Below are 26,339 nucleotides of genomic sequence, written 5' to 3'. Positions count from 1 at the left end.
TTGTATACCAAGAATGTCCATCACATCAGCCACCATCATCGGCGCGGGTGCCATGGGCGGCATCTTCGGAGCCCGCCTGGCCACCGCCGGCATCGACACGACCTTCTTCGACGTGTCGGAGCCGCTCGTCGCGCGGCTGCGCACCGAGGGCGTGACGCTGGTGAGCGACGGCGCCGAGGACTCCGTGCCCGTCCGCGGCACCACCGATCCCGCCGAGCTGACCGAGTCCGACCTCGTCGCGGTCTTCGTCAAGTGCTTCCACACCGAGGAGGCGGTCCGCCGGGCCGCGCCGGCGATCGGCTCCGACACCACGGTGCTGACCCTGCAGAACGGGTGGGGCAACGGCGAGAAGATCGCCGAGCTGGTCGACCCGGCCCGGCTCGCCATCGGCGTCACCTACGTGTCGGGCACGCAGCTGGAACCGGGGCGCATCGGCTGGAAGGGCTCGGGACCGACCTACGTCGGGCCGTGGGATCCCGGATCGGCCGGCCTCGCCCAGCCGGTCGTGGACTCGCTGGGCCGCGCGGGCTTCGACGTCGAGACGGCCGCCGACGTGCGGACCGAGATCTGGCGCAAGTTGGTCCTGAACGCCGCGACGCTGCCGACCGCGGCGCTGACCGGGCTGGCCGCCGGGTCGCTGGCCGCGGTCGGCTCGATGTCCGAGCTGGTCGACGCGGCCGCGCGCGAGGCGGTCGCGGTCGCCAACGCCGCCGGCCACGACCTCGACGCGGAGGCCTCGGTCGCCCGCATCCACGAGGTCCTCGACGCCGCCGGGCCGGGCAAGGCCTCGATGCTCCAGGACTTCGAGGCCGGCCGCCGGTCGGAGATCGACGTCATCACCGGCGCGGTGCTGCGGATCGGCGCCGACCACGGCGTCCCCACCCCGGTCAACCAGGCGCTCTACGCGCTGGTCCAGGGCTACGAGCACGCGCGGAGCCGGGCATGAGCACCGAGATCCGCTTCCTCGGCGTCGCCGGCTTCGAGATCGTCGGTGGCGGCCGCCGCATCCTGATCGACCCGTTCCTCTCCGCCAGCCCGGCCGCGCCGGTCCGCCACGAGGACCTCGCCACGCCCGACGTCATCCTCGTCTCCCACGCGGCCTTCGACCACCTCGGCGACACCGCGGCGATCGCGCTGCGCACCGGCGCACCGGTCGTCTGCGGCGCCGACGTCCGGATCGCGCTGCTGGCCGAGGGCGTGCCGAGCGAGCAGGTCCGCGCCACGGTCTGGGGGCTCGTCGTCGAGCTCGACGGCCTGCTGATCCGGCCGGTCGAGTGCCACCACTGGTCGATGGCCACGCTGCCCGACGGGTCGACCGTCACCGGCACGCCGATCGCCTTCATCGTCGAGCCGGAGCCCGGCGTGCGCATCTACCACTACGGCGACACGGCGATCTTCGACATGCGCTGGATCGGCGAGCTCTACCGGCCGACGATCGGGCTCATCGGCTGCTCGCAGCCGCGGGAGCTGCTGGCCGGCGTGCCCGGACCGGGGCGCCTGGTCACCGGCGAGCTGTCGCCCGACGAGGCGGGCCGGGTCGCCGAGATGCTCGGCGTGGAGCTCGCCGTGGCCTGCCACTACCTGGAGCGCAACGACGACGTCGACGCGTTCGTGGCCGCCGTCGCCCAGCACGACAGCACCGGGACGCGGCGGGTCGCCACGCCGCGGGTCGGCGAGGTCGTCGTCGTCGAGCCGTCGCCAGTGGCCGGGAGCGCGGCCTGATGCCGGCGCTGGTCCGTTACTCGCGCGCGAGCGGCGGCGGCGGCGTCGGCGTCGGCGTCCGGGTCGGCGAGACCGTCCACGCGACGCCCTACGCCACGATGCCCGAGCTGATCGACGCGGGCCCCGCGGCGTGGGCCGCGCTCGCCGCGGCGCCGCTCGGCGAGGTCGTCGGCGACGCCCGGATCGAGGCTCCGTTGGCCCGGCCCGGCAAGATGCTGTTCTGCGGCGTCAACTACCTGGGCCACCTCGACGAGAACCCCAGCGCCGTGCTGCCCAAGGTGCCGTTCTTCTTCTCCAAGTTCGCCAGCGCGATCGTCGGGCCCGAGGCCCCGATCGTCCTGCCGACCGAGGAGGGCGAGGTCGACTACGAGGTCGAGCTGGCCGTCGTCATCGGGCGCACGGCGCGATCGGTCGCCGTCGAGGACGCGCTGGACCACGTCTTCGGCTATACGATCGCCAACGACGTCTCGGCGCGCGACGTCCAGTTCGTCGACATGCAGATCACGCTGGGCAAGAACCCCGACACGTTCGCCCCCTTGGGCCCGGCGATCGTCACGCCCGACGCGCTCGGCGACCCGCAGGCGCTCGGGCTGCGCACGCGCGTCAACGGCGACCTGCGCCAGAGCGACACGACCGACCACATGCTCTTCACGGTGGCCGAGCTGCTGGCCTTCGTGTCGCGCACGATCACGCTCGATCCCGGCGACGTCGTCACCACCGGGACGCCCGCGGGCGTCGGGACGTTCCGCGACCCGCCGCTGTGGCTGAGGCCCGGCGACGTGGTCGAGGTCGAGGTCGACGGCATCGGGACGCTGCGCAACCCCGTCGTGGCGGGCTGGTGAGCGACCGCGCGCCCGCGCAGCTCCGCGCCGGACCGCTGACCGCGGTCCTCGACGGCGCGGACCTCCGCTGGGTGCGCTGGGACGGCGTCGAGGTGGTCCGCCGCCTCGGCTTCGCGGCGCGGGGGCCGAGCTGGAGCACGATCCCCGCGACCGCGCGGGACGTCGTGCTCGAGGAGCGGCCGGCGGGCTTCGACGTCCGCGTCACGGCGCGCCACGCCGGCGCGGGCCTCGACCTGAGCTGGACGGGCACGATCGGCGCCACCGACTCGGGCTCGCTGATCTACAGCGTGACGTGGACCGCTCATGAGCCCTTCGCCTACAACCGGATCGGGCTGGTCGTGTTGCTCGCGCCGGCCGCCGTCACCGGCCGTGCGTACCGGCTCGTGGGGCCGGAGGGCACCGTCCGCGGCCGCTTTCCCACGGCGGTCGCCCCGCAGCCGTTCACCGCCGGCCACTACGCGGGGATGGCGCCGCCGCTGACCGCGCTGTCGTTCGACCTCGCGCCCGGCGAGGTCCAGCTGGCCTTCGAGGGCGAGCGCTTCGAGCTGGAGGACCAGCGCAACTGGGCCGACGACTCGTTCAAGGCCTACGGGACGCCGCTGTCGGTGCCGCTGCCCCAGCACGCCGAGCCCTCGGCGCCGGTCGGCCAGGCGGTGACGCTGCGCGTCGCCGCGTTGCCGCGCCGCGCCCGCCGCACGGCGCCCGCGCGCCCGCCGCGGCTCCGCGTGGGCGGGCGTGACGGGACGGTCGGCGACCTCGGGCTGCCGGTCGCGCCGACGGCGGGCGCCGCGGGCGCGGCGGGCGCGGCGTTCCTGCGCGCCGACGCCGACGCGGCGGCGCCCGGATGGCGCGCGGAGGTCGAGGCCTTCCTGGCGCTCTGCGACGCGGCCGACCGCGACGGCGAGCTCGGGCTGCTGCGGCCCACGGCCGCCGCCGTCGGCGAGCTGCTCGCCGCGGCGCACCCGCGCCTGGCGCGGATCGTCGCGGCGGGCGCGACCGGGGAGCCGACCGACCCGGCCTGCTGCGCCGACCCGGCGCTCGCGGCCGGCGACCGCCCCGCGCGCCCCGCGCTGTTCGGCGGCACCCATCGCTGGTTCGCCGAGCTGCACCGCTGGCACCCGGCCGCCGGCGGCTTCGACGGCCTCGGCTACGTCGCCTCGCCCCAGGTCCACGACCGCGACACGCCGTCGATCGCCGAGAACGTCGCGGGCCTACGCGCGACGATCCGCGCGGCCGGCGCGCTCTACCCGGACCGGCCGATCGCCGTCCGCCTGCACCTCGACGAGCGCGCGCCCGACCCGCGCCTGGCCACGGCGTGGGGCGGCGCCTGGCTGGCGGCCGCGCTCGCCGAGCTGCTGGCCGGCGGCGCCGCGCACGTGACGGCGCTGCACGCCGGCGAGCTCGCCGGCGCCGCGGACGCGCAGGCCGCGTTCGCCCACCTGGCCGCGCTGCCCGGCCTGCCGCGGCTGCAGCGCACCGACCCGCCCGCGGGCGTCGGCGCGCTGGCCTACGAGCGCGACGGCGGCCCGGCGCTGCTGCTGGCCAACGCGGGCGCGCGCGACGCCGAGCTGACCGTCGCCGGCCCGGACGGACACGAGCGGCTCGTGTCCGTCGCGGCCGGGTCGTGGGCCGAGCACGCGCTCAGCTGAGCGCGGCCTGGAGCACCGGGCCCAGCTCGGCCAGCAGCTCGCGGACGCGCGGGACGCGGCCGGTCATCTGGATCGCGCCGTGGGTGAGGCGCGCCCACTCGACGGTCCGCGTCGCGACGCCGGCGGCGCACAACCGCTCGGCGTAGCGCAGACCGTCGTCGCGCAGCGGGTCGCACTCGGCGACCACGACGGTCGCGGAGGCGACGCCGGCGAGATCCGGCGCGCGCAGCGGCGCGGCCAGCGGCGGCGGGTCGCCGAAGCGCTCGCCGAGGTAGGTGCGCCAGAAGTAGTCCACGTCGCCGGTCTCGATCATGTAGCCCTTGGCGTACTTCCTGTAGGAGTCGCTGTCCTGCGTCGTGTCCAGCGGCGCGAAGAGCAGCAGCTGGTGGGCGGGCGCGGGGTCCGCGCTCGCGCGCCCGGCCAGCGCGACCGCCGCGGCGAGCGTGCCGCCGGAGCTCTCCCCCGCGACCGCGAGCCGCCGGCCGTCGAGCCCGAGGCGCTCGGCCGCGCCCGCCAGCCACGCGAACGCGGCGCGCGCGTCGTCGATCGCCGCCGGGTAGCGGTGCTCGGGCGCGAGCCGGTAGGAGGTCGACAGGATCGGCATCCGCGCGGCGGCCGCCAGCTCGCGGACCACCGCCTCGGTGAAGCCGACCGAGCCGAGCATCCAGCCACCACCGTGGAAGAAGACCAGCCCGGGTCCGTGGTCGACGGCACCCGGCGGCCGGTACAGGCGAGCCTCCAAGGTGACGCCCGCGGCGCCGCCCGGGATCTCCAGCTCGCGGATCTCCTCCATCTCCGGCGGCGGCGCGTTGAGCGCGCGCAGGCCCTCGACCGACGCGCGCGCGTCGGCGACCGAGAGGCGGTGCAGCGGCTCCTCGGCCGTCGCGGCCAGCTCGTCGAGCACGGCGCGGAGATCGGGATCCAGGTCGTCAGCGACCTCGTTGCGTTGGGGCATCATGGCGGTATACTGTCATACCAGTTGTGCGACAGCTCGTGATCGACAGCCCCGGCGCGCTGCGCCTGCGTTCCGTCCCGGAGCCGACGCCCGCCCCCGGCGAGGCGCTCGTCCGGGTCGAGGCCGCGGGCATCTGCGGCTCCGACATCCACGGCTACACCGGCACCAACGGCCGCCGCCCGCCGGGCACGGTGATGGGCCATGAGGCCGCCGGCCGCGTCGTCGCCGTGGGCGACGACGCCGACGACGCGCTCGTCGGCCGGCTGGTCGCGATCAACCCGGTGGTCTCGTGCGGGGCATGCCCGCGTTGCCGGCAGGGCCACCCCAACATCTGCGACGTTCGGCGCCTCTACGGCTGCACCCCCGCGCTGCCCGGCGCCTTCGCCGAGCTGCTCGCCGTGCGCGCGGCCAACCTCGTGGCCCTGCCCGACGACGTCCCGCCCGAGCGCGCCGCGCTGATCGAGCCCCTCAGCGTCGGTGCGCGCGCAGCGGCCCTGACCGGCGTCGGCGACGACGACCGCGTGCTGGTCATCGGCGGCGGGCCGATCGGCATCGCCGCGGCGCTGGCCGCGCGGCGCATGGGCGCCGGCGTCCTGGTCTCCGAGCCCGACGCCGAGCGCCGAGCGCTGCTCGACGCGCTCGGGCTCGCCGCCCGCGCGCCGGACGACGCGACGGACCCGGTCGACGCCGCGATCGACTGCGTCGGCTTCGAGCAGACCGTCGCCACCGCGGTGGCCGTCACGCCGCCCGGCGGCACGATCGTCTGGGTCGGCCTCGCGCGCGAGCACGTGCCGGTCGACGCGGTCGCGCTGGTCATGGGCGAGCGCCACCTCGTCGGCTCGGCCGTCTACACGCCCGACGACTTCGCGGCGACCGCGGACTGGGTCGCCCGCACCGAGGTCCCGCTGGAGCTGCTCGTGCAGCGCCGCGCGGAGCTGGACGAGCTGCCCGACGTCTTCGCCGGCTACGGCGACGGCCGGATCACCGCCGTCAAGACCCTCGTCCAGATCGGCGGCGCGTAGGCGATGGGCGGCGCCCTCGCCGGCAAGCGCGCGGCGATCACCGGCGCGGGCTCGGGCATCGGCCGCGCGACCGCGCTGCGCTTCGCGGCCGAGGGCGCCGGTCTGCTGCTCGTCGACGTCGACGCCGACGGGCTGGCCGCGACGGCCGCCGCGGCCGCCGACCGGGGCGCCGCCGTCCAGCTCGCGGTGGCCGACGTCACCGACGAGGCCGCGGTCGCCGCCGCCTTCGCGGGCTACCGCGCCAGCGGCCCGATCGACGTGGTGGTCGCCAACGCCGCCGTGCAGCTCTTCGGCCGCGACGCCGCGGCCGCCGACCTCGAGCTCGAGACCTGGCGCACGACGCTCGACGTCAACCTCACCGGCGCGTTCCTGACCTGCAAGCACGGCATCCGCGCGATGCTCGCCGACGGCGTCGCCGGCTCGGTCGTGTGCACCGCCTCGCCGACCGGCATGCTCGGCTCGGCGCCCGGCTTCGACGCCTACAGCACGAGCAAGGCCGGCGTCGTCGGCCTCGTGCGCGTGCTCGCCGCCGACTACGGCCCGCACGGGATCCGCGTCAACGCGGTGGTCCCGGGCTTCACGGAGACGCCGCTGGTGACCGCGGTCATGGAGGACGACGCCGCCCGCCGCAGGCTGCTCGAAGGCATCCCGCTCGGGCGGCCCGGCACGGCCGAGGAGGTCGCGGCGGCGATGCTCTTCCTCGCCTCCGACGAGTCCTCCTACGCCACCGCCTCGGTCCTGGTGGTCGACGGCGGGGCGACCGGGACGTGAGCGCGCCGCCGTGGGTCGTCCTGGAGGACGACCCGACCGGGATCCAGCTGCTGGCCGGCGTCGCGCTCGCGGCCGACGACGCGCCCGAGGCGCTGCGCGCCGCGGCGGCGATGTCGGACCGGGCGCTGCACGTCCTGACGAACTCGCGCGCGGTCGATGCCGAGGCGGCGGCAGCGCTGGTGGAGCGTGCCGCCCGCCGCGCCCTGGAGGTCGTGCCTGGGGCGACCGTCGTCCTGCGCGGCGACAGCACGCTGCGCGGCCACGTCCACGAGGAGCACGCCGCGCTCGCGCGCGTCACCGCGCCCGGCGCCACACCCGTGCTCGTCCTGTTGCCCGCGCTGCCCGGCGCCGGGCGCGTCACGCGCGCCGGCGTCCACCGCCTCGTGGCCGACGGCCGCGACGTCCCGGTCCACGAGACCGAGTACGCGCGCGACGGCGTCTTCACCTACACGACCTCGGACCTGCTCGCCTGGGCCCAGGAGCGCTCCGGCGGGCGCCTGCCCGCGCGCGACGGCGCCGGCCTGCCGCTCGGGCGCCTGCGCGCCGAGGGTCCGGCCGCCGTGGTCGACGTCCTGAAGCGCCTCGCCGCCGCCGGCCGGCCGAGCGCCTTCGCGCCGGACTCCGAGACCGTCGCCGACCAGGGCCTGGTCGCCGCGGGCGTGCGCGACGCGCTCGCGCTCGGCGTCCCGCTGATCGTTCGCGCCTCGCCGAGCGCGGTCGGCGCCTTGTGCGGGACCTTGGCCGACGCGCCGCGGGAGCCGCCCCGTGGGCGGCTGCTGGTCGTCTGCGGCTCCTACGTGCCGGGCTCCGGCCGGCAGCTCGCCGCGCTCGCCGCGGCCTACCCGGACGCGCTGGTCGAGCTCGACCTCGACGCCGGCGGCGACGCGCCCGGCGCGGCGGCCGCCGCCTGCCTGGCGTGCCTGGAGCGGGCGGGCATCGCCGTGCTGTGCACGCCGCGCGAGCGCGCGGCGCACCGGCTCGGCCTCGACGCCGGGGCGGCGGTGATGGAGCTGCTGACCGACGCGGTCGCGCGCGTCGCGCGGGCGGCGGACGTCGTCGTCGCCAAGGGCGGCATCACCTCGGCCGAGGTCCTGCGCCGCGGGCTCGGCGCCGCGGCCGCCGCCGTCGACGGGCCGCTCGCGCCGGGCGGCGTGCTGCTGCGGGCCTCGGGGCGCGACGGCGTGAAGCCTTATGTCATCGTCCCTGGGAACATCGGTGGACCCACGCTGCTGCGCGAGCTCGCAGATGTGCTGCGCGGGTCTACCGGTCGCACCGGATACCGTATGACCATGGCCTCAGACTTCTCGGCGATCGCGCGTGAACCCCGGCTCTCCGACAAGGTCGCTCGGCAGCTGCAGAGCTCGATCGTCGACGGCACGCTGGCCCCCGGCGACCGCCTCCCTCCCGAGCGCGACCTCGGCGACCAGTTCGGCGTTTCGCGCACCGTGATCCGCGAGGCGGTCCGCACGCTGGTGGCCAAGGGCCTGCTGGAGGCGCGCGCCGGCTCGGGCGTGCGCGTGGCGACGATCGACGCCTCCGCCGTGCGCGAGACGATGGGGATGTACCTGCGCGTCAACGGCGAGCTGGACTACGGCGACCTGCACGAGGTCCGCGCGCTGCTGGAGATCGAGATCGCCGGCGACGCCGCGGAGCGCGCGGTCGTCAGCGACCTCGACGCGCTCGAGGCGTCCTGCGCCGCGTTCGCCGCGGCCAAGGGCGACGTCGAGAAGGTCTCCGAGCTCGACGTCGAGTTCCACCGCCTGATCGCCCAGGCCACGCACAACCCGCTCTTCGTCGTGCTGCTGGACTCGATCGGCGACGTGCTGCTCGACGTGCGCCGCGCGACGATGGGGATCTCCGGCCGCCCGCAGCAGGGCCTCAAGCACCACCGCGCGATCCTCGCGCGGATCCGCGACCGCGACGCCGACGGTGCACGCGCCGCGATGCGCGAGCACCTCGAGGACTCCGAGAAGGCCTGGCGTCGGCTGTCGGACAAGCAGACGCGCGGAGTGCTCGGTGGCTGAGAGCGGACAGCTCGACCACGTGGCGGTCCTCGTCCGCGACGTCGACGAGGCGCTCGGCTACTGGCGCGACCGCCTCGGCCTGCCGGTCGTCCACGACGAGGTCAACGAGACCGCGCGTGCGCGCCTGACCTACCTCGACGCCGGCGGCGTCTTCATCCAGCTGCTCGCGCCGCTCGACGAGACGGCGCCGCTGGCGGCGGCGCTGGCGGCCGACGGCGAGGGCCTGCACCACCTCTGCTTCGCCGCCGACGACGTGCTCGGCCGGGCGGCGGAGCTGGCCGACGCCGACGCGCCGGCCCCGCGCGCGGGCTCGGGTCGCGGGCGGCCGTCGGCCTTCGTCCCCGGGCCGCCGCACCACGGCGTCCTGGTCGAGACGACCGCGGCCGACGGCGCCGCCTGAGCGACGGCGCCGCCGGCCCGCGAGCGCTCAGGGCCGGTAGATCTCGATCCCGGAGAGCTCCGGGTCGCCCTTGGAGTGGCGCAGGATGTCGACGGTCAGCGAGCCGTCCGACACCGTGGCCGTGTAGGGGCCGTACCGCGTCCAGTGCAGGTAGGCCTGGTCGCCGATCGCGGTGGCCACCGTCGAGCCCTCCACCTTGACGTCCATGTCACGGAAGTTGCTCATGTAGTTCTCGACGATGTCCAGGTACACCTGGTAGGTGCCGTTGGCGATCGTCTGGTTCATCGTGAAGCCCTGGCCGTTGGGCGGTGCCGACCGCCAGATGACCGACGAGAGCATCGACTGGGTGTTGGCGTCGGCCGCCGGGCTCACGGTCCCCAGGCTCCCGCTGCCCGTCAGCGGCGCGTCGGTCGAGAACCCGCTGCTCAGCGCCGAGCTGTAGGACGTCCAGCTGTTGCCGCCGATCGTCGTGGCCGCACCGTTGAGGTTGATGGCCTTGACGAACGTCGGCCCGCCGCTGACCGAGTAGATCGCGACGCCGTTGATCACGGGGTCGCCCTTGGAGTGGCGCAGGATGTCCATGTTCAACGTGCCGTCCGAGACGGTCACCGTGTAGGGCCCGTACTTGTGCCACTGCGCGTAGGACTGGTCGCCGATCGCCGTGGCGACCGTCGTGCCCTCCAGCTTGACGTCCATGTCGCGCGCGCTGGTCGCGTAGCTCTCGGCCTCCCAGAAGTACACCTGGTAGGTCCCGTTGGCGATCGTCTGGTTCATCGAGAAGCCCTGGCCGTTGGGCGGCGAGGACCGGTAGATGCCCGACGTCAGCATCGTCGTCGTGTCGGAGTCCGCCGCCGGGGTCAGACCCGGCAGCGCGCCCGCGCCGGAGGACGGCGCGTCGGTCGAGAACCCGTTGCTCAGCGCCGTCGAGTACGACTGCCAGGCGTTGCCCTCGATCGTCACCGCCGGCCCGTTGAGGTCGATGCCCTTGACGAACGTGCCCGTCGTGGGCGGGACGAGCTTCAGGTACAGCGCGGCGTAGCCCGAGAACGGCGGCGTGAACGAGCGCGAGCCCGCCGCGACCGTGATGGTCCCGGTGCTCGTCGCGTTGGCCCCGAGGTTGAGCCACTCGTAGGTGTAGGTGCCGGCCGACAGCGTCACGGTGAACGCCGTCGCCGAGTTGGGCTGGAAGACGAGGTACTTGCTGCCCGGGTCGGCCAGCGCGTAGCCGGTCGAGGACAGCTCGCCGTGGGGCACGACCGTCGAGAGGTCGATCTTGTCGGCGTAGGCCTTGGCCTCCCCCATCGACTGCCGGACCGCGTTCTCGGCGGCGTCGGTCGGGTACGGGGTGAACTGCGAGGAGATCGACGTCGGCAGCGTGTTCTCGGCGAGGTCCATCCACGCCGGGTTGGTGCCGCGCGTGAACGACTCCCAGATGTAGGCGGCGTCGCCGCCGTAGCCGTAGTTGTGGTCGCTGTCGGCGATCACGACCTTGTCGCCCGTGGCCGGGGCGCTGGAGGCGTAGAGCGTCGACGGCGAGACCCAGTCGGCGTGGCTGGAGAACAGGTCCGCGTTGTTGCCGTTGGGGTACTGCGCGGTCATCCCGACCGGGTGCTGCTTGGGCTTGGTCGCCTCGTAGCTCTTGACGTAGTCGATCATGGCGTTCTGCCACGTCGTGTCGGCCGTGCTGCCGGCGTCCTCGTTCGTGATCTCGTAGAGGACGTTGTCGAAGCTGTTGACGGTGTCGACGACCTTGCGAATGTAGGCCTTCTGAAGGTTGTTGATGGCGTTGATGTTCGGATCGGACGCGTTGATCGTGTGCGTCTCCGGGCCGACGCCGTCGGCGTTCGTGTCGCCGTTGATGCCGTTGACGTTGTTGGAGGCCTTGAACGGGTGCCCGTTCCACGGGTTGCCCGAGCCCTTGCCCGTGTTGTCGATGCTCCAGCCCTGGAAGAGCATCACGTCGACGTAGATCCCACGCGCGGCGGCCGCCGAGACGCGGTCGTAGAGGCGGTCGAAGTAGCCCTGGTTGAAGAGCGTGCCGCTGATGTTGAGGTCGAACTTGTTGCCGCCGTCGGCCGCGCAGCAGACGGTCGCCGAGCGGTTCCAGGGCGAGCCGCTGTTGGCGTTGACGCCGGTCCCGCTGCCGTTCATCGTGAAGTGGAAGTCCGACGCCCACGGGATGTAGCGCGTGCTCTCCCAGTTCCACAGCCGGAAGAAGTCCTGGCCGTTGTTCTGCATCAGGTCCAGCCACGAGCTGTAGTTGAAGGTGATCGTGGGCAGCGTGTCGCCCCAGTCCTGGAAGTCCGACCAGGTGTGCGACCCCGTCAGCAGGATCGGCTTGCCCGAGTTGTCCGTGAAGTACCGCGGGTTGGCGCTGCTCTGCCTCAGCGGCCCGTTGAAGGCCGAGGCGACCGGCGCGCCCAACCCGACGGCGACCGCGAGCGTCACCGCCCCTACCGCGATCCGGCCGAGGACCCTACGGCCCCGGCATCGTCGATCGAGCACGTGCTCTCCTCCTGGATCGATGGCCGGACGCGTGCCGCCCAGCACAATTGGTGTGACGGTATGCCATCCCACCACCTCCGTCAACCGTTGTCGTAGGCAGCGGCCACCGCTCCGGGTCGTGAGCGGCACCGGCCGCGCGAGCGGGAGGCTCGGCGCGTCGACCAGCAGCTGCTCGGCGGGCCGCCGCGGCGTCGAGCCGGGCTCAGCGTGCGGCGACGCCGAGGCCGAGCGCCCGCCCGGCGGCCGTCATCGCCGGCGGGTCGGTGGCCTCGGCGACGGAGGCCAGCCCGAGCGCCGCGACCGCCGCGCCGTCGAGCCGGCTGGTCCCGACCACCGCATGCAGCGGCAGGCGCGCGGCGCGGCAGCGCCGGGCCACCTCGCCGATGATCTTGCCCTGCAGCGTCTGCTCGTCCAGGCAGCCCTCGCCGGTGACCACCGCGCTCGCCGACCGCAGGCGCGCGTCGAAGCCGATCGCGTCCAGCACCCAGGCGGCGCCGGGCAGCAGCTCGGCGCCGAGGGCCGCCCACAGGCCGCCCGCCAGGCCGCCGGCGGCGCCGGTCATCGCGACACCGCGCGGATCGCGAGGCAGGGCCGCGGCCTGCTCGTGCAGCGCGGCCGTCAGGCGCGCGACCGCCGCGGGGTCGGCGCCCTTCTGCGGTCCGAAGACCCGGGCGGCGTCCTCGAACGGCGTCTCGACGTCGCAGGCGACGGCCAGCTCCGCCGCGCCCAGCCCGCCGGCCGCGCGAACGGCCGCGATCGCGCCGCGCCCGCCGTCGCTGGTCGCGCTGCCGCCGACCGTGACGACGATCCGGCGCGCGCCGGCCGCCGCCGCGGCGACGATCAGCTCGCCGGTGCCGTAGGTGCTGGCCCGCTCGGCGTCGCGCAGCGCGGGCGCCACGAGGCCGAGCCCCGAGGCCTGCGCCATCTCGACGATCGCCGTGGCGCCGTCGTCGGTCCAGCCGATCGCGCCGGTGACCGGCCGACCCAGCGGGTCGTGGCAGGCGACGTCGGCCATCCGCCCGCCAGGCCGCGCGCGGACCACGACGTCCAACGTCCCCTCGCCACCGTCGGCGACCGGGCAGCGGTCCGCGCCGACGCCGGACGACTCGACCCCGACGGCCACCGCGTCGGCGACCTCCGCGGCCGAGAACGTCCCCTTGAACGAGTCGGGCGCGACGAGGATCACGACGCCGGGGCCAGGGCCGGCGCGGGGTTGGGCAACGGCTCGCCCGCGAGGCCGGCGAGCAGGTTGTCGACCGCCAGCTGCGCCATCCGCTCGCGCGCGCCCTGGGTCGCCGAGCCGATGTGCGGGAGCACGACCAGGTTCGGGGCCTGCAGCAGCGGGTCGTCGGCGGGCAGCGGCTCGGGGTCGGTGACGTCCAGGCCGGCCGCCGCCAGCCGCCCGTCGGCCAGCGCCTGGGTCAGCGCGACCTGGTCCACGAGCCCGCCGCGCGCCGTGTTGACGAGGATCGCGCCGGGCTTGATCGCCGCCAGCGCCGCGGCTCCGATCAGGTGCCGGGTTGCGGGCAGCAGCGGCGCGTGGAGGCTGACGAAGTCGGCCGCGGCCAGCGCGGCCAGCAGGTCGTCGCGGCGGCCGACGCGGACGACGTCCATGCTGAAGCCCTCGGCTCGCCGGGCGACGGCCTCGCCGATCCGGCCCGCGCCGACGATGACGAGCGTCGCGCCATGGACGTCCCGTCCGAGCCAGCCCGCCGGCTCCCACGACGTCCACCGGCCGTCGCGAACCGCGCGGTCGGCGGCCGGAACGTGCCGGGCCGCGGCGAGCAGCAGCGCGAACGCCAGGTCGGCGGTGGCCTCGGTCAGCACGTCCGGCGTGATGCCGACCGCGACCCCGCGCGCGGCGCATGCCGCGAGGTCGACGTTGTCGCAGCCGACCGCGTAGTTGGAGACGACCCGCAGGCCCGGGGCCGCATCGAGCAGCGCGGGGTCCACGCGGTCGGCGACCGTCGTCAGGACGCCCTCCACCCCGTCGACCAGAGCCCGCAGCTTGCCGGCGCTCGCCGCCGGACCGTCATGGACGACGACCTCGTGCCCGGCGGCCGTCAGCCGCTCCGGCGCTCGCGACGCCAACCTGCGTGTGATGAGGATCCGTGCCACAAGGTTCTCCCCGGCCTCCGCCGTGTCGTTGTCCACCGCGCGAGCCCGAGTGCCAACGCGTCATGACCATCATCTCGATCCCACGCGCTCCCAAGCGACAGCGCACCCTCATCAAGCACCACAACGGGCGTGACCTCTGAACGCCCACCGTTCCCGGGGACGAGATCACGGGACGATCCGCGGTGTGTCCCGGACCGCGGCGATCCCGCCCGGCCCCGAGACGACGGAAGCCCGCGATGCGCGGGGCTTCTCGCGAAGGGTGAGCGAGGGGACCCGAACCCGCGACCGACTGGACCACAAGCGCAAGGCCTATGCGGTCGGGAAGTGGTGATCTACAGGGGGTTCACCGGTCTCGCGGTCGTCGACGCCGGGCCGGCGTCCCTGCGGATTCGGGTCGTTTCCGGACGGTCCAGGCACTCCTGGAATTCGAGTGCCGGAACGCGTGCCCCGAGCGCCGCCCCGCGAGCGGCGCCCGATAGCCCGGCCTTGTGGATCTGCACGCGGGGACGTATCTCTCGTCCGAGCCGACCATCGATGAGATCAGAGAAGCTCACCGCCGGGTCGTACGTCCCGGCGCGATCGAGATCCGCGTCGGCTGACATGGCCTCATGCGCCACCGCTAGTGACAGCGGATGCGCTTCTTGCGCACCGAGCACTTCTTCAGCGACCTCAGCGGCTGCTTCTTCTGGACCAGCCGCTTGAACGACACGCGCGTGACCTTCGACTGGCGGTAGTTGCCGACCGCGCGGACGGTCACGCGGCCGCCGGTCGTCTTGGACACGTTCTTGAAGACCAGCACGCGCGCGTGTGACGTGGCGAAGCGCTGCGTGCCGGCGGTCAGCGCCAGCTCGTAGCCGGTCGCGCCGGGCACGTCGCGCCAGGTCACCCGCACCGAGGTGCCCTTGCGCCGGACGTCGAGGCCGCGCGGCGCCGCCAGCACCGGCGGCGGCGGGGTGAAGGTCGTGACCGTGCGCTCCTCGGAGCCGATGCCGTTCAGCGCGATCGACGCGACCACCGTGTGCTTGGCCTGGTCCGGGCCCGGCGTGAAGGCGATCGAGCCGTGGCCGCCCGGCGTGATGCCGATCAGCCGGCGCGCGCCGCGCCGGTCGACGTCGAAGAACTGCACCCGCTGTGCCGGGCGACGACGGACGTCGAAGGTCAGGACGCGCCGGTCCCCGCGACCACGCGTGACGCGCCCGGAGACCTTCGCATCGGCCGGGTTCTTGGCGATCGAGGTGCCGACGATCGTCGCCGAGCCCGGCAGCGGCTCGATCCTCCATGCGCCCGCCGCGACGCCCTGCAGCCCGACGGTCGTGAAGTGCGCATCGGCGTTGTCGAAGCGCACGATGCGGATCTTGGCGTCCGGCGAGTACACGAAGCGGCCCGCGCTGGTGTCCAGCGTCTCGCCGTGGGGTCCCGTCACCTTCACCTGCGGCGACTCGCCGGACCCGTCGAGCTGGATCGCCTGGGCGGTCGCGCCCATCTGCACGGTCGTGCCCGCCGCCTGCGCGGCCCTGGCCTGCCCCGCGCGGACGTCGATCTTGAAGGGCGACCACTTGCAGCCGTCGATCGGCCAGATGAACGGCTTGTCCGGGTGCGCCCACTGCACGCCGCCGCCGGCGCTGACCGGGCCGAGCTGCAGGCACGCGCCCGAGCCGCCTTCGAGGTTCGGGCCGCGGGAGATGTTCGCCACCGATCTCGCGCAGAGGTCGTCGTCGACGGCGATCAGGCAGGCCGAGATGTCGCCGTGCAGGTTGTAGCGCTGCTTGACCAGGTCCATCTCGCCGTTGATCCCGCCGCCGAAGCGGATGATCCCGAGGAGGTCGAAGCTCGCGTTGCCGCCGATGGCGACGTAGCCCGGCAGCTCGTAGAGGAAGTAGCCGCCGCCGAGCCGCGTGTCGCCGACGAACGGGAGGTCCAGGCCGACGTCGCCGCCCGCGGCCACCAGCGGCCGCGTGAACGGGGTCGAGTACATCGCCGCCGGGAACGACTGGCCGACCTCGTCGCGCTTCAGGAGATACGGCGTCGCGGAGCTGGGCGCGGCGAACACCTCGTAGCCGTCGACCTTGACGAACCCGCCGCCGGTGATCCCCGCCTGACCGAACACGCGCGACGGGTTGAGCCCGAACCCCAGGTTCGCGTGGTTCAGGTACACGGCGGGCGGCGCCAGCGGCTTGCCCGGATCGGCGAAGACCAACCCCGTCTTCGCGTAGACGAGCTCGTTGCCCTGCAGCCGGATGGAGCCGACGGGGTCCTTGAAGTCCAGGCAGCCGGCCCCGAACAGGCACGCGCTCATCCCGCCGATCCACTGATCGCTCGCCTGGTCGTAGCGGACCGTCAGGTCGTCGAGCACGACCGGCCCGAACGCGACGTCCATCGGCCCCATCTTCACACCGTCGACGGAGGACAGCCCGTCCGGCGAGGCGTAGATCTGCATGCGCGGCTGCACGTTGATGCCGTTGCGCTGCACGAAGTCCGGCAGCTTGATGCCGGTCTGGATGGTCGCGTAGCCGCCGCCCAGGGAGACGTTGAAGTCGCCCACGTAGGGGAAGCGCCCCAGCTGTGGGAACGACACCGGGCGCGGGATCGCGCCGAGGTCGATCGCGCCGGCCGACGAACCCACCTTCAGGTTGAAGCCGCCCCCTGCCGGCTTCAGCGCCGTCCCCGCCACCCGGACCGACGCGTTCGAGGACGTGAGCGCCGACGCCTGCGGGAACGCCATCACGCCCGCGCCGCCCGCCGGGGTCACGGGCCACAGGCCATTGATCAGCACCGTCCCGGTGGCCGCGTACCCGTCCAGCAGCTCGATGGCGCGCCCCATCAGCCCTGCGTCGGATCGGTTGAGGCCGTACGCGGAGGCAATCGGGTCGAGGACGCCGCGCTCGGCGCCGGGAAGGTCTGCGAGCTCGTCCAGTGGCCTCATGCAACCGCTCAGCGTGACCCCGCCCGAGCGCACGTTGACCGCGCCACAGGCCGACGACTTGCCCGTCAGGACCGATTCGGCGCCCGTGGCCACCACGGCGGAGGCGTCACGCGGCTCGCCGCCGAGCACCTTCTTGGCGTCGGCGTCATCGGGCCGGGCCTGGCCGGACACCGAGCGCGTGAAGGTCTGCGCACCGCCCGGACCGGTGACCTTGGCGGTCACCGTCGCCGGACCGGTGAGCCGCAGACGGATGCTGCGCTGCGACGCGGTCGCGGAGTACGTCGGGCCGTTCTTGCCGACCGTCCATTCGATCTGGCTCGCCTCGCCGGTGAAGGCCACCGTGAGGACGCCCGCATGGCCCGAGGTGAACTTCTGGACGACCTGGATCGCGCTGGGGACCGGGGCCGCCGGCGGCGGTGGCGGCAGTGGCAGCGGCAGTGCCGGGGGCGGCGGCGGGCCGTCCGCCGGCCCCGGGGTGGTTCCGGGCCCGGCCGGCACGGCGATGTCGCCGAAGCGCACGAAGACGCGATCGTTCTCGCCGTCGCTGTCGACCCACATGACGCCGGTCGTCCCGTCCGGGCCGGCGGCGACCACGGGCCGCTGCTGCTGGGGCAGCGTGGCGACATCGACCGGCGTCGAGTAGGCGCCGCCGGGGCCCGGCGCGCGCGTCCCGATCGACACGTGGCGGTTGGCGCCGAGCCGGTAGTAGGACGACGTGCCGCTGTCGTCGACCGCGAACAACCGGGCGCTGTCGGCGGGGTCCGCGAACGGCCGGGTCGCGCCGAAGTAGAGAGCGCTCGCATCCATGGAGAGATCGCCGTTGGCGGGCGCCGCGTCGAAGCCGCGGCCGTAGGTGGCGGTGAGGTCGCCGGCAGCGTCGCTGACGACCGACCGGAAGAAGTTCGGGTCGTTGTCGTAGTCGTTGGAGATGGGGGTCTTGAACCCGGACCACGCGCCGGTGCCCGTTCCGGTCCGGGTCACGTAGTCCGCCTCCCCGCGGCCGGCGCCGGTCGTCTTGTTCCACAGCACCACGCTGCGGGCGTCGTTGATCGCCGCCACCGGGTCGTCGATCGACCGGCCGACGCGCACGCCGACCTGCTGGGCCGCCTCGAGCGGGTTCCCATTCGCATCGAGCCGCGCCGCACGGACGTAGGCCTGGTCGCGATCCTGGTTCCACGAGTTGGGGTTGTCCGCCCAGGCCAACAGGGCATTGCCATTCGCATCCATGGCGAGGTCCTGCTGACCGATGAGCGGATCGTGGTTCACGTCGCTCGCCGTCACCTCCGCGATCTTGATGAACCCGCTCACGGCCCCCGCGGTCGTCACGCGCTTGACCCGCTCCTCGACCTGAGCGGGCGGCCCGGTCGTGGTGTCGAGCTGGCTGTACGCCATCAGCAGCCGGTCGTTGGCGTTGTTGACGACCGCGTCACCGAGCGAGGCCGCCCCATCGGTCTCGGTCGCGTTCTGCGGCGGCCCGAACGCCCCGCCCGCCGGCCGCGACAGCACGTAGATGTCGGCGCCGGTCGCCGCGTTCCGCTGTCCCCACAGCACGTACGCCGCGCCGTCGCGCGCGACGACGACGCGCACGCCGTAGGCGTCCGTGCCGGCGGCGGACACCGTCGCCGCCGGGCCGAGGAAGCCGTGCGCCGCGCGCGTGGCCACGTGCACGCGGCTGTGGCCGCCGCTGTCCGTCTCCAGCCAGGCGGCGACGGCGCCGCCGGTCGCGTCGAAGGCCAGCGCTGGGCCGGCCCCATTGGTCGCGTCGGTGGACAGGGTCTGCGTGCTCGACCAGGTCAGGTCGGCGTGGGCGGCGGGCGCGAGCAGCCAGCCGGCGAGCAGCGACGCAGCCACAGCGCGGAGGACGTGGGTCACGGCGCCCATCCTGCCGGAGCGAGGAGCAATGGGCAACCACGGCGCCGCGTCATCGGCCGACGATCTTGAACGCGCGGGTGGCGGGCTTGGACTGGTGGCCGGCGACGCCCCTCGCGGTCGCCACGAGCGCGTAGGTGCCCTTCGCCGGCGCCTTGCTCTTCAGGCGCCCCATGGATCCGAAGCTGTTCAGCCCGGCGTTGCCGACGGCTATGTGATGGGCCAGGCCCGCCTGCGCAACTTCAAGGTGTTCATCTCGGGGGTGACCCCGCGCACGCTGGAATCGAGCGTCGCCGTTGCCGACGCCGGCCGTCAGCTCGCCTGGTGGTCATCGTGGTTCTCCGTTGGTGTAGGGGTTGATGGTGGTCGGGATGGCCCAGCGGCGGGTGGGGTCAAGCCGCGTCGGGAGAGCTTGGAGGTAGATGCGGCGTGCCGGCGGTGAGCGGTAGCGGTGGTGGCGACGACCGCGATGGGATGGGCGGGTACGAAGCCGAGGCCGATCCCCCATCCCAAGCACGACGTCCACGTCGGGTTCATCACCTACCCGGCGAACACGAACGCGCTGGTGGCGCTCGTGTCCTTCGGCGCGAGCGGCATCTACCTGTCGTTCCTGCTGACCGTGATCGGGTCGATCATCGCGCGCCGCCGCGGCCGCGGCCTGGCCCGCCCCCTCCACGACGAGTACCAGACGACCGGCGCCGAGCGGATGTGAGGAGCGAGGCTCAGCGCGGTCAGCCGGCCTCGCGCAGGGCCAGCGCGCCCATGACGATCGCGCCGAGCGCCGTCGCCGTGACGACCGCCGACGTCGCCTTCGGCAGGTAGCCCTCCCGGCCCGCGGCGAGCCCGGCCAGCGCGTCGGCGGCATCGCAGGCCACGCCGATCGCCAGCCACTGCCGGCGCGCCTCGCCCTCGGTGGCCAGGATCCCGGCCCCGAGCGCCGCGTCGCGAACCCCGAACAGCCGCGCGAGATACGGCGCCTGCGGATTCGCCTCGATGTCGAGCCCGAACACCCGGCCGGCCAACCGCGGCGTGAAGAACGCCGAGCCACCGATCGCCAGACGCGTGATCGCCAGAGACGTGATGTGCTGACCCATGGCGGGACCCTACCGGCCTCGATCAAGGCGCCGGCCTCAATGCCCTCCGGGGTCCAGGTCGAGCCGGCGTCCCTCGCGCGCGGAGGCCAGGACGGCGTCCCCGAGCTCGTTCGCGCGGACGCCGTCGTGGAAGCCGGCCTGCAGCGGGTCGCCCGGCCGGTCCTCGATCACCGACCGTAGGAAGGTCCCCCACTGGTGGACGAAGGTGCTCTCCCAGCCGACGACGTGCCCGGCCTCCCACCAGGTGTCCATGAACGGGTGGGAGTGCTCGGTGACCAGGACGTCGCGGAAGCCGCCGAGGCCCTGCCGCTGGTCCTCGACGAACATCACGTGCAGCTTGTTGAAGTCCTCCATGTCCCACCACGCCGAGCCCTCGGTGCCGTTGACCTCGATCCGGTGGCGTGCCTTCCACCCGGTCGCGCACGAGGACGCCTCCAGCGACGCCGTCGCGCCGCCGGCCATCTCGAAGCCGGCCAGGAACGTGTCGTCGGCGCCGGTCAGGATCGGCTGCGCCGTGCCGACCACCGACCGCGGCTCGCCGACCACATGCCGCAACATGTCGAAGAGATGGGAGAAGTCGCGCACCGCCGACCCGCCGACCCCGCCCGGGAAGTCGGGGTTGTTGCTCAGCCAGTCCTGCAGGTACAGGCCGCGGTAGTGGCGGAGCGTCCCGAGCCGGCCCTCGGCGACGAGGTCGCGCAGGAGCCGCACCGCGGGCACGAAGCGGTAGCTGAACCCGCACGCGGTCCTCAGGCCCGAGCCCGCGGCCGCGCGCTCCATCTGCCGGGCCTCGTCCGTCACCACCGCCAGCGGCTTTTCGCACAGGACGTGCTTGCCCGCGGCGATCGCCGCCAGCGAGACCGGCGCGTGCAGCGGATGGGCGCCCGCGTTGGCGACGACGTCGACCTCGGGGTCTTCCATGATCTGCGCCCAGTCGGTCGTCGGCCGCTCGACCCCGAGCTCGGCGGCCAGGGCCGCCATCCGCTCGGGCCGCCGGCCGTAGATCCACTTCAAGCGCACGCGCGCCGGCAGGCGGCCGAGGTGGTTGAGCGTGTGGAGCGCGTGCACGTGCGCGCGGACGATCCACCCCGACCCGATCACCCCGACCGTGATGTCCCCGCGTGCGCTCATGCGACCGGGCGCCACGCGGGCTCGAGCAGCGGCGTGGCGAAGTCGATCGCGGCCCGGACGCCGGACGCCCCGGGCAGATGCAGGTCCTCGTTCTCCACGCTGAGCACGTCGTCGTAGCCGGCCTCGCGCAACGCGGCGAAGAACGCCCGCCAAAACGAGGCCGGATGGCCCTCGCCGATCGTGCGGAAGATCCAGGCGCGGTGCTCGGGGTCGGTCCACGGCCGGGAGTCGAGGACGCCGTTGAGCGCCAGCTCGTCGGGGTACAGCTCGGTGTCCTTGAGGTGCACGTGGTGCACGGCAGGACCGAGCGCCTGGACGACGCGGACCGGGTCCATCTGCTGCCAGAACATGTGGCTGGGATCGATGTTGGCGCCGATCACCGGGCCGATCTCGTCGCGCAGCCGCAGCAGCGTCGGGACGTTGTAGACGAGCTGCAGCGGCAGCAGCTCGAGCGCGATGCGCCGCACGCCGTTGGCCTCGGCCCGGTCCGCCAGCTCCCGCCAGACCTCGACGGCGACCTCCCACTGCCGCTCCCGGATGGCCATCATGTCGTCCGGCCAGGGGAACCAGATCCAGTTGATGGTCGGCGCGCCGGGCGCGTCGCCGGGGCAGCCGGACATCGTCACGACCTTGTCGACGCCCAGCTCGCCGGCCAGCCGGAGCGAGTCCTCGATCAGCCGCCGGTGCTCCGCGCCGTGGCGCGGATGCAGCGGGTCGGCCGAGCAGTTGATGGCGTTGAGCGTCAGCCCCCGCGAGCGGATCGCCTCCGCGAACCGCGCACGCGCGGCGGGGTCGGCGAGCAGCTCGCCGATCCGCAGGTGCGGCGCGTCGGAGTGACCGCCGGCCGCGATCTCGACGGCGTCGAGGCCCAGCTCGGCGACGACGTCGAGCGCCGCGTCCAGCGGCAGGTCGCCGAAGCAGTCGGTGTTGACGCAGAACGTCATCGGGAGGTCTCCTCCGCGGTGGTCGTGGTCTGCCGGTAGAGGCCGCGCGTGCGGACGGGCGACCAGTCGGGGAGGTCGAGGTCCGCGACGCCGAGCACACCGCGCAGGAACGCCGGGCTGTCGCGGTCGAGCGGGATCTCGACGATCCGGCCCGTCGCCGCCGAGGCGAGCGCGCCGACGGTCGCCTCCAGGATGCGCAGCCCGTCGGCGCCGCTCGCGCGCGGCGCGGTGCCGCCCAGCGCGGCCTGCGTGAAGTCGCGCGTCACGTAGACGAACGTGTCGAGCAGCGCGGCGTAGTCGTCGTCGGCCTGGCCGGTGACGTCCAGCTCGACGCGAGTGCCGGCCGCGGTCGTCACCAGCACGCGATCCAGCGGCGACCACGGCGAGGTGCCGCCGTCGCGGTAGACGGCGACGACCCGGCCCTCGGTGCCGGTGACCTCGAGCCCGCCGGGACCGTGCCCCCACGCGATGTTGACGAGCGCCGCGTTGGAGCCGGTCTCGAAGCGGCAGAGCGCGAGGTCCTCGACGTTGGCGTCCGGGTCGCGGTTGTCCGCGTAGGCGGAGACGCGCCGCAGCGGCTCGCCGAGCAGCGACTCCGCGACGTAGACGCCGTGGAGGATGTCCATCAGCACGCCGCCGCCGGCCAGCGCCGCCTCGTGGCGCCATCGCGGCGCGTACCCGGCGCTGCCGGGGACGTCGACGATGCCCAGGAAGTTGACCGTGACGCTGCGGACCGCGCCGATCTCGCCGGAGTCGATCACGCGCTGGGCGGCCCGGACCTCCGGGAGCCAGAGGTAGTTGTGGACCATCGCGAGCGTGATGTCGCCGGCGGCGACCGCGGCCGCGGCGTCCGACGGGATCGTCCCGAGCGGCTTCTCGCACAGCACGTGCTTGCCGTGCGCGGCGGCCGCGGCGATCAGGTCGCGGCGCAGGTGCTGCGGCGTGCAGATGTCGATGGCGTCGACGTCCGGCCGGGCGATCAGCTCCATCGGGTCGAGATGGGCCTGCGTGCTCGCCAGCCCGGCGAGCGCGCGGGCCCGGTCGAGGGTCTCGGGGCTGGGGTCGGCGAGGCCGACGACGGCGGCGACGTCCCGGTTGGCCTGCCATCCGGGGAGATGGGAGCCGCTGCCGATGTTGCCGCAGCCGACGATGCCGACGCGGAGAGTCTGTTGAGTAGTCATCGTGTCTGAGGGAATCCGAGGTCGACGGTCGACGTGGCCGGATCGGGCCAGCGCGCGGTGACGACCTTGCTGTGGGTGTAGAAGTCGATGCCTTCGGTGCCGTAGAGGTGGCGGTCGCCGAAGAGGCTGCTCTTCCAGCCGCCGAAGCTGTAGAAGGCGACGGGCACCGGGATCGGGACGTTGATCCCGACCATGCCCGCCTGCACCGCGAACGAGAACTGGCGCGCGACGCCGCCGTCGCGGGTGAAGATCGCCGTGCCGTTGCCGAACGGGTTCTCGTTGACCAGCGCGACGGCCTCCTCGTAGGTGCCGACGCGCGTGACGCCGAGCACGGGGCCGAAGATCTCGTCGTCGTAGGCGGCCATCCCGGGCTCGAGGTCGTCGATCAGCGACGGCGCCAGGAAGAAGCCGTTCGCGTCGCCGTCCGCCCCGTCGCGCCCGTCGACGACGACCCGGCCGCCTTCGCCGCCGGCGTTGGCGACGTAGGACGCCACGCGGTCGCGATGGTCGGCGGTGATCAGCGGTCCCATCTCCGAGGCGGGGTCGGCACCGTCGCCGACGGTCACGGCCGGGATGCGCCGCTCGATGGCCGCGACCAGCGGATCGGCGACGTCGCCCACGGCGACGAGCATCGAGATCGCCATGCAGCGCTCGCCGGCCGAGCCGTAGGCGGCGCTGACCGCGGCGTCGGCGGCCATCTCGACGTCGGCGTCGGGCAGGACGACCATGTGGTTCTTGGCCCCGCCGAACGCCTGGCAGCGCTTGCCCGCGGCCGTCGCCCGCTCGTAGACGTACCGCGCGACCGGCGTCGAGCCCACGAAGCTGACCGCCGCGACGTCGTGGTGGGCCAACAGCGCGTCGACGGCGACCTTGTCGCCGTTGACGACGTTGAACACCCCGTCCGGGACGCCGGCGTCGCGCAGCAGCTCCGCGGTGTAGAGCGACACCGACGGGTCCTTCTCCGACGGCTTGAGCACGAACGTGTTGCCGCAGGCCAGCGCGACCGCCCACATCCACATCGGCACCATCGCCGGGAAGTTGAAGGGGGTGATGCCCGCCACGACGCCCAGCGGCTGGCGCAGCGAGTACACGTCGATCCCCGTCGAGGCCTGCTCGCTCATCGCGCCCTTGAGCAGGTGCGGGATGCCGCAGCAGAACTCGATCACCTCCAGCCCGCGGGTCACCTCGCCGCGCGCGTCGGAGAGCACCTTGCCGTGCTGCGCGGTGATCAGCTCGGCGATCTCGTCGCGGCGCTCGCGGACGAGCTGCCGGATCGTGAACATCAGGTCGGCGCGCCGGGTCAGCGAGAGCGCCCGCCAGGCCGGGAACGCCGCTTCGGCCGCCTGCACCGCGCGGTCGACCTCGGCCTCAGTGGCGAGCCCCACCGTGGCGATCTGCTCACCGGTCGCGGGGTTGCGCACCGGCGCGGTCCGGCCGGAGACGGCCGCGAAGGGCGCGCCGCCGATCCAGTGGTCGATCGGCGCCGGGACGGCCGGCGCCTCGGTCGGGTGGGTCATCGAACGCTCCTTGCGTGGTAGGTGTCGGCGATCTCGACGAGCTGGTCGAACAGCGGCCGCGCCACGTCGCGCAGCCAGGCGGGCTGCTCCCCGCCCTCCCGCCCCACCGCGCCGCCCCAGATCGGGCGGCCGGCGATGAAGCCGCAGGCCCCCGCCTCGACCGCGGTGCGCAGGTGCCGCGCGAAGCTCGCGCCGTCGACGCCGGCGCCGCCCAGCAGCGTCCACGGGACCGTGCCCGCGGCGGCGGCGACCGCCGCGCACCCGTCCGCGTCGCCCGGGAACTGCAGCTTGAGCAGGTCGGCCCCGGACCGCGCCAGCGCGGCCGCGGCGGCGGTCACGTGCTCGGCGAAGCGCGCGGCGTACGCGTCCTCGGGCTCGCCGTCGAGGCGGTAGACCTTCGGCTCGATGACCAGCGCGAGCCCGTGGCGGTGACACCGCTCGGCGGTCTCGGCGGCCAGCAGGAGCTGCGCCTCCGCCGTGGCGTCGTGGTCGTCGCGGTAGTAGAGCAACAACTTGCCGCCCTGCGCGCCCAGCGCGGCCGCGTCCGCGGGGCCGAAGTCGTCCAGCAGGCGCGTGCGGCGCCCGCCGGCGATCGCGTCGTGGCCCTGGGCCTCGAGCGGCATGAACACGCCGGCGCCCGCCGGGCGGCAGCGGTCGAGGGCCGCGGGGTCGAGCAGGACCGCGCTCGCCGCGCCGCCGAGCCCCTCGAAGACGCGCTCCTTCAGCGCGAGGACCTCGGCGTCGCCGGGGTCCGGCAGCCCGGCGCGCCGGTAGGCGTTGCGCAGCGCGTCGCGGTGGTCGAGCGCCAGCACGCAGATCGCGCCGCTGGGCCGTGCGAAGGCATGCAGGCTCATCGGGCGCGGACCGGCAGATCGATGGGCGCCTTGGACCAGCCGTCGGCGATCCAGGTCGTCGCCGGGTCGAAGTGCGGCGGCCGTGCGCGCTCGTCGCCCACCGGCGTGCCGGCGAGGAAGTTCAGGATCCACATGTTGTGGCCGGGCGCGGCGGTCGTGACGTGGAACCCGCGCGGGACGGCCACGCACTCCATGTCGCCGACCGCGAACGTCTCGTCGTAGGCGCCGTCGCCGGAGTAGTTGCGGTGGAAGCCGAACCCGCCGGGCCGGTCGAAGCGGAACAGGTAGGTCTCCTCCAGGTAGGGCGACCCCTCCTCGCCGTCGTGGCGGTGCGGCGGCCAGCCGGCCCACGACCCCGCCGGGACGAAGACCTCGAAGACGATCAGGCGCTCGGCCTCCAGCGGCGGGGCGAGGAGGTGGTTGACCTGGCGGCGGGCGGTGCCGCCGCCGCGGATCTCGGCGCGCACCGCGTCCGCGGGGACCATGCGCGTCGGGTAGCGGCCGTCGGCCGGCGCGGTGCCCAGCGCCACCGTCCACGCGCTCTCCGCGCGCAGCCGCGTCGCGGCGCCGGGCGCGACGTAGAGCAGGCCGCCGGCCTCCTCGAAGACGCCGTGCCGTGACAGCGCGTGCTCGGTGCCGTCGACGGTCGCGACGCCCGCGCCCGCCATCCCGACGACGGCGGTCTCGACGCCTGCCGTGTCGACGTCGATCGCCTCGCCGGGCGCCAGCCGCACGACGCGGAAGCCGAGGTGGGCCCAGCCCATCGCCGCGGGGGTCACCGCGATCGCCTCGCGGCCGTCCCGGGGTCGGATCATGTT

22 protein-coding genes are annotated in these 26,339 nt (G+C 74.3%); 9 read left to right on the top strand and 13 right to left on the bottom strand.

The window, feature by feature from the left end:
• The first annotated feature begins 13 nt into the window (after positions 1-13).
• The 4 genes from VFG42_RS13850 to VFG42_RS13835 are packed head-to-tail and all read left to right on the top strand — an operon-like array spanning position 14 to position 4,213.
• Entirely contained in the window at positions 14-946 is a 933-nt protein-coding gene (locus VFG42_RS13850; RefSeq protein WP_324909324.1) for a 2-dehydropantoate 2-reductase, read from the top strand.
• A complete protein-coding gene (locus VFG42_RS13845; protein WP_324909323.1) occupies positions 943-1,722 on the top strand; it encodes an MBL fold metallo-hydrolase in 780 nt (259 codons plus the stop codon). The genes VFG42_RS13850 and VFG42_RS13845 overlap by 4 nt, the downstream gene beginning before the upstream one ends.
• Positions 1,722-2,564: a fumarylacetoacetate hydrolase family protein gene (locus VFG42_RS13840; RefSeq protein ID WP_324909322.1), complete on the top strand. Its 843-nt coding sequence runs from the start codon at positions 1,722-1,724 to the stop codon at positions 2,562-2,564. Before VFG42_RS13845 ends, VFG42_RS13840 begins: the two co-directional genes overlap by 1 nt.
• A complete protein-coding gene (locus VFG42_RS13835) occupies positions 2,561-4,213 on the top strand; it encodes a hypothetical protein (protein WP_324909321.1) in 1,653 nt (550 codons plus the stop codon). The genes VFG42_RS13840 and VFG42_RS13835 overlap by 4 nt, the downstream gene beginning before the upstream one ends.
• Here the strand turns inward: VFG42_RS13835 and VFG42_RS13830 are convergent.
• Positions 4,206-5,171 carry an alpha/beta hydrolase gene (locus VFG42_RS13830; RefSeq protein ID WP_324909320.1) on the bottom strand — a complete coding sequence of 322 codons (966 nt, stop codon included), beginning with the start codon at positions 5,169-5,171 and terminating at the stop codon, positions 4,206-4,208. The two genes, VFG42_RS13835 and VFG42_RS13830, sit on opposite strands and share 8 nt — an antisense overlap.
• A gap of 23 nt (positions 5,172-5,194) precedes the next feature.
• On the opposite strand from VFG42_RS13830, the gene VFG42_RS13825 reads away from it, so the two are divergent.
• The 4 genes from VFG42_RS13825 to VFG42_RS13810 are packed head-to-tail and all read left to right on the top strand — an operon-like array spanning position 5,195 to position 9,385.
• A complete protein-coding gene (locus VFG42_RS13825) occupies positions 5,195-6,190 on the top strand; it encodes a zinc-dependent alcohol dehydrogenase (protein WP_324909319.1) in 996 nt (331 codons plus the stop codon).
• A gap of 3 nt (positions 6,191-6,193) precedes the next feature.
• Positions 6,194-6,961, top strand: coding sequence for an SDR family NAD(P)-dependent oxidoreductase (locus VFG42_RS13820; protein ID WP_324909318.1), 768 nt, complete (start codon positions 6,194-6,196; stop codon positions 6,959-6,961).
• Positions 6,958-8,985 carry a four-carbon acid sugar kinase family protein gene (locus VFG42_RS13815; RefSeq protein ID WP_324909317.1) on the top strand — a complete coding sequence of 676 codons (2,028 nt, stop codon included), beginning with the start codon at positions 6,958-6,960 and terminating at the stop codon, positions 8,983-8,985. Before VFG42_RS13820 ends, VFG42_RS13815 begins: the two co-directional genes overlap by 4 nt.
• A complete protein-coding gene (locus tag VFG42_RS13810; RefSeq protein ID WP_324909316.1) occupies positions 8,978-9,385 on the top strand; it encodes a VOC family protein in 408 nt (135 codons plus the stop codon). The genes VFG42_RS13815 and VFG42_RS13810 overlap by 8 nt, the downstream gene beginning before the upstream one ends.
• A gap of 27 nt (positions 9,386-9,412) precedes the next feature.
• On the opposite strand, the gene VFG42_RS13805 is transcribed toward VFG42_RS13810, so the two are convergent.
• The 5 genes from VFG42_RS13805 to VFG42_RS13785 form a co-directional block, all read right to left on the bottom strand.
• On the bottom strand, positions 9,413-11,833 hold the full coding sequence (locus VFG42_RS13805; RefSeq protein WP_324909315.1) for a hypothetical protein: 2,421 nt from the start codon (positions 11,831-11,833) through the stop codon (positions 9,413-9,415).
• 259 nt (positions 11,834-12,092) lie between these two features.
• The gene (locus VFG42_RS13800; protein ID WP_324909314.1) at positions 12,093-13,076 is read right to left on the bottom strand and encodes a glycerate kinase; all 984 of its coding nucleotides are present in this window, start codon (positions 13,074-13,076) and stop codon (positions 12,093-12,095) included.
• Positions 13,073-14,008: a D-glycerate dehydrogenase gene (locus VFG42_RS13795; protein WP_324909313.1), complete on the bottom strand. Its 936-nt coding sequence runs from the start codon at positions 14,006-14,008 to the stop codon at positions 13,073-13,075. Before VFG42_RS13795 ends, VFG42_RS13800 begins: the two co-directional genes overlap by 4 nt.
• A gap of 619 nt (positions 14,009-14,627) precedes the next feature.
• On the bottom strand, positions 14,628-18,803 hold the full coding sequence (locus tag VFG42_RS13790) for a hypothetical protein (protein ID WP_324909312.1): 4,176 nt from the start codon (positions 18,801-18,803) through the stop codon (positions 14,628-14,630).
• A gap of 49 nt (positions 18,804-18,852) precedes the next feature.
• Positions 18,853-18,975: a hypothetical protein gene (locus VFG42_RS13785; protein ID WP_324909311.1), complete on the bottom strand. Its 123-nt coding sequence runs from the start codon at positions 18,973-18,975 to the stop codon at positions 18,853-18,855.
• Between the two features lie 276 nt (positions 18,976-19,251).
• On the opposite strand from VFG42_RS13785, the gene VFG42_RS13780 reads away from it, so the two are divergent.
• Positions 19,252-19,512, top strand: a complete 261-nt coding sequence (locus VFG42_RS13780) for a hypothetical protein (protein ID WP_324909310.1) — start codon at positions 19,252-19,254, stop codon at positions 19,510-19,512.
• Between the two features lie 19 nt (positions 19,513-19,531).
• Here the strand turns inward: VFG42_RS13780 and VFG42_RS13775 are convergent, their stop codons facing one another.
• The 7 genes from VFG42_RS13775 to VFG42_RS13745 are packed head-to-tail and all read right to left on the bottom strand — an operon-like array spanning position 19,532 to position 26,336.
• A complete protein-coding gene (locus VFG42_RS13775; RefSeq protein ID WP_324909309.1) occupies positions 19,532-19,894 on the bottom strand; it encodes a DUF4267 domain-containing protein in 363 nt (120 codons plus the stop codon).
• 36 nt (positions 19,895-19,930) lie between these two features.
• Positions 19,931-21,025 carry a Gfo/Idh/MocA family oxidoreductase gene (locus VFG42_RS13770; protein WP_324909308.1) on the bottom strand — a complete coding sequence of 365 codons (1,095 nt, stop codon included), beginning with the start codon at positions 21,023-21,025 and terminating at the stop codon, positions 19,931-19,933.
• A complete protein-coding gene (locus tag VFG42_RS13765; protein WP_324909307.1) occupies positions 21,022-21,969 on the bottom strand; it encodes a sugar phosphate isomerase/epimerase in 948 nt (315 codons plus the stop codon). The genes VFG42_RS13770 and VFG42_RS13765 overlap by 4 nt, the downstream gene beginning before the upstream one ends.
• Positions 21,966-23,150 (bottom strand): Gfo/Idh/MocA family oxidoreductase, encoded by a 1,185-nt coding sequence (locus VFG42_RS13760; RefSeq protein ID WP_324909306.1) that lies wholly within the window; start codon positions 23,148-23,150, stop codon positions 21,966-21,968. Before VFG42_RS13760 ends, VFG42_RS13765 begins: the two co-directional genes overlap by 4 nt.
• Positions 23,147-24,667, bottom strand: coding sequence for a CoA-acylating methylmalonate-semialdehyde dehydrogenase (locus VFG42_RS13755; RefSeq protein WP_324909305.1), 1,521 nt, complete (start codon positions 24,665-24,667; stop codon positions 23,147-23,149). The genes VFG42_RS13760 and VFG42_RS13755 overlap by 4 nt, the downstream gene beginning before the upstream one ends.
• Positions 24,664-25,521 carry a hypothetical protein gene (locus VFG42_RS13750; RefSeq protein ID WP_324909304.1) on the bottom strand — a complete coding sequence of 286 codons (858 nt, stop codon included), beginning with the start codon at positions 25,519-25,521 and terminating at the stop codon, positions 24,664-24,666. The genes VFG42_RS13755 and VFG42_RS13750 overlap by 4 nt, the downstream gene beginning before the upstream one ends.
• Positions 25,518-26,336: a 5-deoxy-glucuronate isomerase gene (locus VFG42_RS13745; RefSeq protein WP_324909303.1), complete on the bottom strand. Its 819-nt coding sequence runs from the start codon at positions 26,334-26,336 to the stop codon at positions 25,518-25,520. The genes VFG42_RS13750 and VFG42_RS13745 overlap by 4 nt, the downstream gene beginning before the upstream one ends.
• Positions 26,337-26,339: the final 3 nt, after the last annotated feature.

It is taken from the genome of Baekduia sp. (assembly GCF_035685985.1).
Lineage (GTDB): Bacteria > Actinomycetota > Thermoleophilia > Solirubrobacterales > Solirubrobacteraceae > Baekduia.
The sequence above is the reverse complement of the archived record's forward strand: the minus strand, read 5'-3'. Positions and strand labels throughout refer to the sequence as shown.